The following is a 6971-nucleotide window of genomic DNA, read 5'->3' as shown; positions in this document are numbered from 1 at the left end:
AGATGTGTATAAGGGACAGCTTCGAGATTCTTGCCCTTGTCGTTCTTCAGCAGCGCCAGCATCGTCGCGTCGCGGCCGTAGATGTCCTTGCGGAGCTGCAGCTTGCCGGCATCGTCGACGAACGCGGTCTGGTAAGTGATGTTGACCGGGATCGGGGTCGGGAAGTTGAGATTGACCTCGTTACGGCCGTACATCGAGCGGATCTTCGCCGGGGTGTAGTTCTTGTCCGGCATCGTGATGTTGAGCAGCGTCGCGGCGTACTGGTCCGGATTCTGCACCCGCATGCAGCCGTGGCTGTAGGCGCGCTCCGTCTTGGCGAACAGGTTCTTGTCCGGGGTGTCGTGCTGATACACCAGGAACTTGTTCGGGAAATTGAAGCGGATGCGGCCGAGCGCATTGGCTTCGCCCGGCGGCTGCGAGATGTGGATCGACCCGTCGCGGTTGCGCGACAGCTTCAGGCCCATGCGGTCGAGTACGGTGGGATCCTGCTGCAGCGCCGGCAGATACTCGTTGTAGATGATCGACGGCGGCACGTTCCAGGTCGGATTGACGGTGATGTACTTCATCGTCTCCGTCAGCAGCGGGGTGGCGTGCTTGCCCGGCTTGCCGGTGACGACCCGGGTCGACCACACTTCGGCGCCGTGCTGCATCACCTTCAGCGTATAGTCCGGAATGTTGAGGATCACATAGGCGTCGCCGAGCGCCGGGGCGCCGAGGTCGCGCGGCAGCCAGCGCCACCGCTCCATGTTGACGATGATGGTGTCGATGGTGCGGTCGCGCTTCGGCGTGTTCAGCGCCTTGACGGTGCGGTCGTCGAGCACGCCGGTGGCCTTGAGATCGGAGTGGCTCTGGAAGTGCCGCACCGCCGCCGCGACGGTGGCGTCGTAAGTGGTGCTGTCGGCGTTGTCGGTGATGCCGAGGCGGGCGCGGAGCTGCGGCACCCGCGGATCGTCCATCTTCACTTCGGCGCGCTTCTTGCCGGCCGGCTGGTAGCGCAGCGTTTCGCCCTCGGCGATCTTGGCCACCGGCTTGTCGCCTTCGCCGCGCAGCTCGGCGAGCTTCTTCTTCAGCTCGCGATACAGCTTGTGCGGCGGGTTGTAGCTGTCGAGCGCCGCCGACGCATCGGCCGCGGTGGTGACCTTGGCGAGCACCTGAGACGGATCGATCGGATGCTCGGGATACTGGATGTCGCCCGACACCTGCGACCAGTGCATCCGGCCGCTCTGCGCCTGGCGCGCATAGTCCATCATGCTCTCGGTCAGCCGCAGCTCGGCCTCGGCGAGCGTCTCGGGCGAGGTCGCGGCCGTGAAGTTCGGCACCGGATAGTCGTCGGGATCGAGGCCGTCGGCGGCGGCGTCCTTCAGCCGCGCGATCACGCCCTTGGCCGGGGCGGTCAGCGCGCCGGCGCTGGTCCAGACCGGCGCATAGTCGCGGGTCTCGTAGAACTTCTCGACCGCGCTGCGCTCGGCCTTGCGCTCGAAATAGCGGTTGGCGCTCTTGGCGAGCAGATCGCGAAGCTGATCGGCGACCGGCTGGTCGGCCGTCGCCACCTTGCTGACAGGCTGCTGCGGCTCGGCGGGCTTGGGAGAAGCCGCTTGTTCGGTGGCCGGCTTGGTGGGCTCGGCCGCCGGCGCTGCAGCTGTCGCGGCCGGTGCCTCAGTTTTCGGCGCGTCGGCAGCCGGCGTGGTTGCCGCGGTGTCCTTGCTCGGACCGGGAGCCGAAGGAGCGGCGGCGGTCGCGTCCGATTTCGCCTCGGCGGGTGCGGCAGGGGCAGCAGCGTCCTTGGTCGGTTCGGCGGCTACGGGCTTGGCCGGCGAAGCGACCTTGAAGTCGCCGATCGAGGGGGGCGGAAGATCGGCCGGGCTCGGAACTGGAACGGCGGCGTCGATCGCGAGATCCGCCGGTGAGCGTGTCGGCGACTGCGCCAGCACCGAGGTCGCCGACACGGTGAGGAAGGTCGCCGCGACGGCCATCAGCACGCCTTCGAAACCGCGGCGTCCAGTCGAGTGATCTCGCATTCATCTACCCCTTTGGGAAAGCTGCCCGGCCGGCAGTTCGTGACTTGCAGTTCGGTGTTCGAGTGTCCGGCCTCTACCCGTGGACCGGCTCACAGCCGATCCCATGCTTCAGTCGGAGGATACACAGGCCCGGTTCGAGCGGCCAGCATCGGCCGGGCAGACTCACGACAAACTGACCCCAAATGCTCGTTTCACTGAGGCAGTTTGGGCTTGTGCCACGGGCCGCCCCGGATGTCTGTCACTCTCGCGCCACGGTCGGGCGGTTCCGCGAATCAGAAGCTCCTGCACGCCGCCACTTGGCAGCCACATTTGCTCCGCGATCCCCGAATCGGTGCGGGCCGGCGGTGAAGTTCGTTACTGCGCCTCGGCCTGAGCGGCGCGCTCGGCTTCGATTTCGTCGAGTTTGCGATACAGCGTTGAGCGGCCGATCTTCAGTCGCCGCGCCACTTCCGACATCTGTCCGCGATAATGCGAGATCGCGAACTTGATGATCTCGCGCTCCATCTCGTCGAGTGGGCGCACGTCGTCGTCTGCATTCAGCATCGACAGATTGCCGACGCTCGGGAGCGGCGCGATCGGCACTTCGCTCGCGGCGACGAATTGCGGCTCGTTGCGTTCGATCACCAGCGGCTCGCCGGTTGCGTCGTCCTCCGGGACGACGGACGGTGCGATCGCCAGCGGGAAGTCGGCGAGGCCGAGCTGGTCGCCGTCGCTCATCACCACCGCGCGATAAACCGCGTTTTCGAGCTGGCGGATGTTGCCGGGCCAATCGAGCTGCGCCAGCCGCGCCATCGCCTCGCCAGTGATGCCGCCGATGCTGCGGTTTTCTTCGGCGCAGAAGCGCATCAAGAAGTGCCGCAGCAGCGGCGGGATGTCCTCGCGGCGGGTGCGCAGCGGCGGGACCGTCAGCGGCAGCACATGCAGCCGGTAGAACAGATCTTCACGGAACTGGCCGGCCTTCACCCGGTCGAGCAGCCGGCGATTGGTGGCCGAGATGATGCGGACATCGACCTTGATCGGCCGGCGTCCGCCGACCGCTTCGACCGCGCCTTCCTGCAGCGCGCGCAGCAGCTTGACCTGGGCGCTCAGCGGCAGCTCGCTGACCTCGTCGAGAAACAGCGTGCCGCCGGAGGCTTCGACGAACTTTCCGTCGTGTCGCTCGGTGGCGCCGGTGAACGCGCCCTTCTCGTGGCCGAACAGTATCGATTCGACCAGATTGTCGGGGATCGCGCCGCAGTTCACGGCGACGAACGGCTTGGTGCGGCGGTCGCTGGAGCCGTGAATGGCGCGCGCGAACAGCTCCTTGCCGACGCCGGATTCGCCTTCGATCAGCACCGGAATCGCCGAGCCTGCCGCCTTCTCGGCGCCGCGCAGCACCGGGGCCATCGCCTCGCTGCGGGTGATGATGTCGGAAAACGTCAGCCGGCCTTCGCGGGCATGGCGGATGCGCTGCAGCTCGCCCTTCATCGCGCTGGCATTCAGCGCATTGCGCAATGACACCTGCAGTCGTTCGATGCCGACCGGCTTGACGACGAAGTCGTGCGCGCCGGCGCGCATCGCCGACACCACATTGTCGATGCCGCCATGTGCGGTCTGCACGATCACCGGCACGTCGAGTCCGCTCGAGCGAATCTTCGACAGCACGCCGAGTCCATCGAGGCCGGGCATCACCAGGTCGAGCACCACGGCGTCGATCGCCGGTGCATCGGGCGCGGTCAGGGCTTCCACCGCAGCGTCGCCGCTATCGACCGAAACCACCTCGTAGCCGCACTTCTGCACCATGTTCTCGACCAGCCGACGCTGTACTGCATCGTCGTCGGCGATCAGAATACGCTCAACCATTACTCGCTACTGCCCCAACCCGAACTGTCCCGAATTGGTGCACGATTGCGACGAATGCGTTAACGCTTGGTGAAAATGCTGGCGGTTATCCGCCGTTATCCGAAGGCGTGCGGCCAGATCTCGAGTGCGCCGCGATAGATCATGTCGCCGGCCACGTAGAGAATGATCGCGAGGCCGATATAGGCGATCCAGCGGTGCTTATGCAGCAGCCGTGCGATGAAGCTGGCGGCGAGCCCCATCAGCGCGATCGACAGGCCGAGGCCGAACACCAGAATCACCGGATGCTCGCGCGCCGCGCCAGCCACCGCCAGGACGTTGTCGAGCGACATCGACACGTCCGCCAGCGTGATCTGCCACACCGCTTGCGCCATGGTCTTGCTCGGTGCGCCGTTCGCCGCGCCGGTCTCGCCGTCGAGCGCATCGATGTCTTCCGGCGGATTGCGCAGCTCGCGCCACATCTTCCAGCACACCCACAGCAGCAGCACGCCGCCGGCCAGCAGCAGCCCGATGATTTGCAGAAGCTGCACGGTGACGCTGGCGAAGGCGATCCGCAGCGCAGTGGCGACCAGGATGCCGATCAGGATCGCCTTACCGCGCTGTTCTTTCGGCAACCCGGCAGCGGCGAGGCCGATCACGACGGCATTGTCGCCGGCGAGCACCAGGTCGATCATCACGACCTGGGCGAACGCGGTAAGACCTTCGGGAGTAAAGATGGCGAGAAAGTCGGTCATCGGGCGCTCCGTGAGCGTCCAGTCCGACATCACAGTTCATCAGATGAACTGCCAGAGGGGCCCGGTCCAGGACGTGATGGCATGCGGCGCAGTCGAAGACCGCACCAAATCGCTTGCGTCAGCGCCGATACCAGCACCGGACCGCACGATGGTCAATCACCGCACGGTCAGAGTCGAAATGTTCGGGAACGAACGCTTTGCAGCGGTGTCGTAGTCCTGCCGCCAATCCCGATCAAGGCGGCGAGGGGCTGTTCGAGCCGCGCTGCCTTGTCGCAGGGGCGGTCCCCTTGAAGGAAACTGTGACTTGCGAAGCCGGTGACGGAGCTAGTAGCGTTTCGCAAGGCAAATCGCACGCGATCTGAAAGCACCATGGCGAAATCTGCGACCTCCCGAACCGCAAAGACCTCTTCCCGCAAATCCGTCCCGGCCAAATCTGCACCGCGCAAGGGCGCGCCGAGCAAGCCGAAAGCTGCCAAAACCGCGACGGCGGGCCGGAAGACGGCACCGAAGCCGGCGAAGCTGCCGGAGTGGAATCTGACGGATCTGTATCCGGCAATCGACTCGCCGGAGGTCGCCGCCGATCTCGATCGGCTCGATGCCGATTGCGCCTCGTTCGAAGCCGACTTCAAGGGCCGGCTTGCCGAGGAGACCGCGAAGGATGGTGGCGCGCTGTGGCTCGCCGGCGCGGTCAAGCGCTACGAGGCGATCGAAGATCTCGCCGGCCGGCTCGGCTCTTATGCGGGTCTGGTCCATGCCGGCGACAGCGTCGATCCGGTGAAGTCGAAATTCTATGGCGACGTCTCCGAGCGCCTGACTGCCGCCTCGGTGCATCTGCTGTTCTTCACCCTCGAACTCAATCGCGTCGACGATGCGGTCCTCGAGGCTGCGATGCAGACGCCGGAGCTCGGCCATTATCGGCCGTGGATCGAGGATCTGCGCAAGGACAAGCCGTATCAGCTCGAAGATCGCATCGAGCAACTGTTCCACGAGAAGTCGCAGACCGGCTACGGCGCCTTCAATCGCCTGTTCGATCAGACCATTTCGTCGCTGCGCTTCAAGGTCGGCGGCAAGGAGCTGGCGATCGAGCCGACGCTGAACCTGATGCAGGATCGTGCGCCGGCCAAACGCAAGGCGGCGGCCGAAGCCTTGGCCAAGACGTTCAAGGCCAACGAGCGCACCTTCGCGCTGATCACCAATACGCTCGCCAAGGACAAGGAAATTTCCGACCGTTGGCGCGGCTTTGAAGATGTCGCCGACAGTCGCCATCTCGCCAACCGGGTCGAGCGCGAAGTGGTCGATGCGCTGGTGGCCTCGGTGCGCGCCGCCTATCCCAAGCTTTCGCATCGCTACTACAAGCTCAAGGCCGGCTGGTTCAAAAAGAAGAAGTTGCCGTATTGGGACCGCAACGCGCCGCTGCCGTTCGCGGCCACCGGCACCATCGCCTGGCCGGATGCACGCAGCATGGTGCTGACGGCCTACAAGGCGTTCTCGCCGGAAATGGCGCAGATTGCCGAGCGGTTTTTCACCGATCGCTGGATCGATGCTCCGGTGCGGCCCGGCAAGGCGCCCGGCGCGTTCTCGCATCCGACCACGCCGTCGGCGCACCCCTATGTGCTGATGAATTATCAGGGCAAGCCGCGGGACGTGATGACGCTCGCCCACGAGCTCGGCCACGGCGTGCATCAGGTGCTGGCCGCCAAGAACGGCGCGCTGATGGCGCCGACGCCGCTGACGCTGGCCGAGACCGCCAGCGTGTTCGGCGAAATGCTCACCTTCCGCCGTCTGCTGACCCAGACCAAAGACCGCAAGCAGCGTCAGGCGCTGCTCGCCGGCAAGGTCGAGGACATGATCAACACGGTGGTCCGGCAGATCGCGTTTTATTCGTTCGAGCGCGCGATCCACACCGAGCGCCGCAGCGGCGAACTGACCGCGCAGCGGATCGGCGAGATCTGGCTCTCGGTGCAGGGCGAGAGCCTCGGCCCGGCGATCGAGATCAAGCCGGGTTACGAGAGCTTCTGGATGTACATCCCGCACTTCATCCATTCGCCGTTCTACGTTTACGCCTACGCGTTCGGCGATTGCCTGGTGAACTCGCTCTATGCGGTCTACGAGCATGCCCAGGAAGGCTTCGCCGAGCGCTATCTGGCGATGCTGGCGGCCGGCGGCACCAAGCACTATTCGGAACTGCTGGCCCCGTTCGGCCTCGACGCCAAGAACCCCAGCTTCTGGGACGGCGGCCTGTCGGTGATCGCCGGCATGATCGACGAGCTGGAAGCGATGGGCTAGGGGCGGCAACTCCCGTAAAACATCTGTGGAACAGTGGCGGAGCGCGTGTTATACGAGTGTATAACACGCGCTTTTTGTTTGGATCGGTTTTCAG

The 6971-nt window shown here is 65.3% G+C and carries 4 protein-coding genes; 1 reads left to right on the top strand and 3 read right to left on the bottom strand.

All coding sequences use genetic code 11. From position 1 onward, the window contains the following. From DY468_RS20635 to DY468_RS20625, 3 genes are all read right to left on the bottom strand, one after another. Window positions 1-2018 (bottom strand): L,D-transpeptidase scaffold domain-containing protein (locus DY468_RS20635; RefSeq protein ID WP_164606884.1); only part of this gene is annotated, 2018 nt, incomplete at its 3' end. Window positions 2019-2372: 354 nt separating this feature from the next. Further along, window positions 2373-3860 carry a sigma-54-dependent transcriptional regulator gene (locus DY468_RS20630; RefSeq protein ID WP_164606882.1) on the bottom strand — a complete coding sequence of 496 codons (1488 nt, stop codon included), beginning with the start codon at window positions 3858-3860 and terminating at the stop codon, window positions 2373-2375. A gap of 95 nt (window positions 3861-3955) precedes the next feature. Continuing rightward, on the bottom strand, window positions 3956-4591 hold the full coding sequence (locus tag DY468_RS20625; RefSeq protein ID WP_164606880.1) for a TerC family protein: 636 nt from the start codon (window positions 4589-4591) through the stop codon (window positions 3956-3958). Window positions 4592-4960: 369 nt separating this feature from the next. On the opposite strand from DY468_RS20625, the gene DY468_RS20620 reads away from it, so the two are divergent. Then, window positions 4961-6877 carry a M3 family oligoendopeptidase gene (locus tag DY468_RS20620; RefSeq protein ID WP_164606878.1) on the top strand — a complete coding sequence of 639 codons (1917 nt, stop codon included), beginning with the start codon at window positions 4961-4963 and terminating at the stop codon, window positions 6875-6877. Window positions 6878-6971: the final 94 nt, after the last annotated feature.

It is taken from the genome of Rhodopseudomonas sp. BR0M22 (assembly GCF_010907035.1).
Taxonomy (GTDB): domain Bacteria; phylum Pseudomonadota; class Alphaproteobacteria; order Rhizobiales; family Xanthobacteraceae; genus Rhodopseudomonas.
The sequence above is the reverse complement of the archived record's forward strand: the minus strand, read 5'-3'. Positions and strand labels throughout refer to the sequence as shown.